General features: G+C 74.2%; 1 protein-coding gene. It reads right to left on the bottom strand.

The features are described 5' to 3' along the window. Positions 1–109: 109 nt before the first annotated feature. Positions 110–808 (bottom strand): LuxR C-terminal-related transcriptional regulator, encoded by a 699-nt coding sequence (locus tag ACFWIS_RS40635; RefSeq protein ID WP_380462378.1) that lies wholly within the window; start codon positions 806–808, stop codon positions 110–112. Positions 809–1499 lie beyond the last annotated feature (691 nt).

Below are 1499 nucleotides of genomic sequence, written 5' to 3'. Positions count from 1 at the left end.
CCGTTGTGGGGCGGCGCGCCCGGCCCGGCCGCCGGGTCCCCGGGGCCTTTGCGTCCCCGTGCCCCTGTGCCCCTGTGTCCCGGGCCCGGCGGGGTCCGGGGCACAGGGGTCAGGCGCCCTGCCGGTACCCGGCCCGGGCCGGGCCGGTGCCGACCGGCTCGGCCGAGCGCTCCAGGGCGACGGCCAGCTGGGCGCGCCGGCTGATGGCGAGCTTGCGGTAGATCCGCGTGATGTGCTGCTCGACGGCGCGCGGCGAAACGCCCAGCCGCGCGGCGATCTGACGGTTCGTCAGTCCGTCCAGGATCATCCGCGCCAGCCGCCGCTCGTGAGCGCTGAGCGGCTCGGTGACGGCGAGGGCTCCGGCCGGGGCGCCGGCGGCCTCCCGGCCCGGGCCGGGGCGCAGCGCCCTGGCCGCCTCCAGGATGTTCTCCAGCTCCCGGATCCTGGTCCGCAGGATCAACCCCTGCTGGACGTAGGGGTCCTGGGCCAGCACGTGCTGCAGTGCCGCGCTGTCGGCGACCTGCAGCAGCAGGGTCTCCCCGGTGCCCTCGGTCCAGCTGCCGCCGTGCAGGAGGATCTCGAAGGCGGCCATCCTTCTCCAGTAGAGGTGGTGTCGGGGCTCGGCGCGGCGCAGCTGGTCCCCGGCGCGCAGCTCACGTTCGATCAGGAACTTCACCGGCCCTTTGAGCGGGGCCGCTTCCAGCGGATCGGTGTCCAGCGGATCGGCGTCCGCCGGGTCGGCGGCCGGCTGCTCCGGCGGGTTCTGGCGGGATGTCGTACGGGCGGTGGTGGTGAGTGCGTCAATCATGGCGTTTTCGTTTCCACCTCGAGCGCTGAGGGCGTAGGGAGGGGTCGAGCCGGTCACGTGGTAGACCGCCGGTGCGCTCGGCGCGGCTCGGCGGCGGATCGCGTTCCACCGGATCGCGCTCTGCCGGGCCGCGGGGAATCCGGGGCCGGATCGCCGCTCGTGCACCGGGTTCTGGCCTCCCGGACCCGGAACACTCTGCCTTCCGTCCGGGCCTCCCGCAAGCGTGGAAATCGCCCGGGACGGAACGGGTGGAGGGCTGGTTCGGACCATCCGGAATACGTGCGGGAATGCGCCCTCGGGTGCGTGGGATTCATGGCACGGCGGAGCGTCCCGCCGCTCCTGGCGGGCCGTCGGCGCAGGTGGTGGGCCAGGCCGCGGCTGTTGCGCGGAATGCGGAAAGGCCGCGCCGGAGCGCGGTGGCGGCCGGGGCGCGGACGGCAACCGGCAATTCTTCCGCCGCGACGGATTTCCACCCGGCGGGGCCGTCCGGTCATCGTTTGGTCGAATCGGATGTGCGACTGCTGAACCGGCCGCATTTGCACGGCCGTTCGCCGGTGCGGCGGTGAACGGCCGTGCGGTGCGCCCGGTTTCAGGCACTGAGGGCGCCGGGGGCGGGTTGGGCGGTCTCCACGAGGCGGGCGAACTCGCGCCAGGCGGCGGCGCATTCGAGGGCGAGCTGGGAGATCCGTTC

Origin of the sequence: Kitasatospora sp. NPDC127060 (assembly GCF_042724935.1) — a bacterium.
Lineage (GTDB): Bacteria > Actinomycetota > Actinomycetes > Streptomycetales > Streptomycetaceae > Kitasatospora.
Note: the sequence above shows the minus strand (reverse complement) of the source record. Positions and strands in the feature narration are given on the sequence as shown.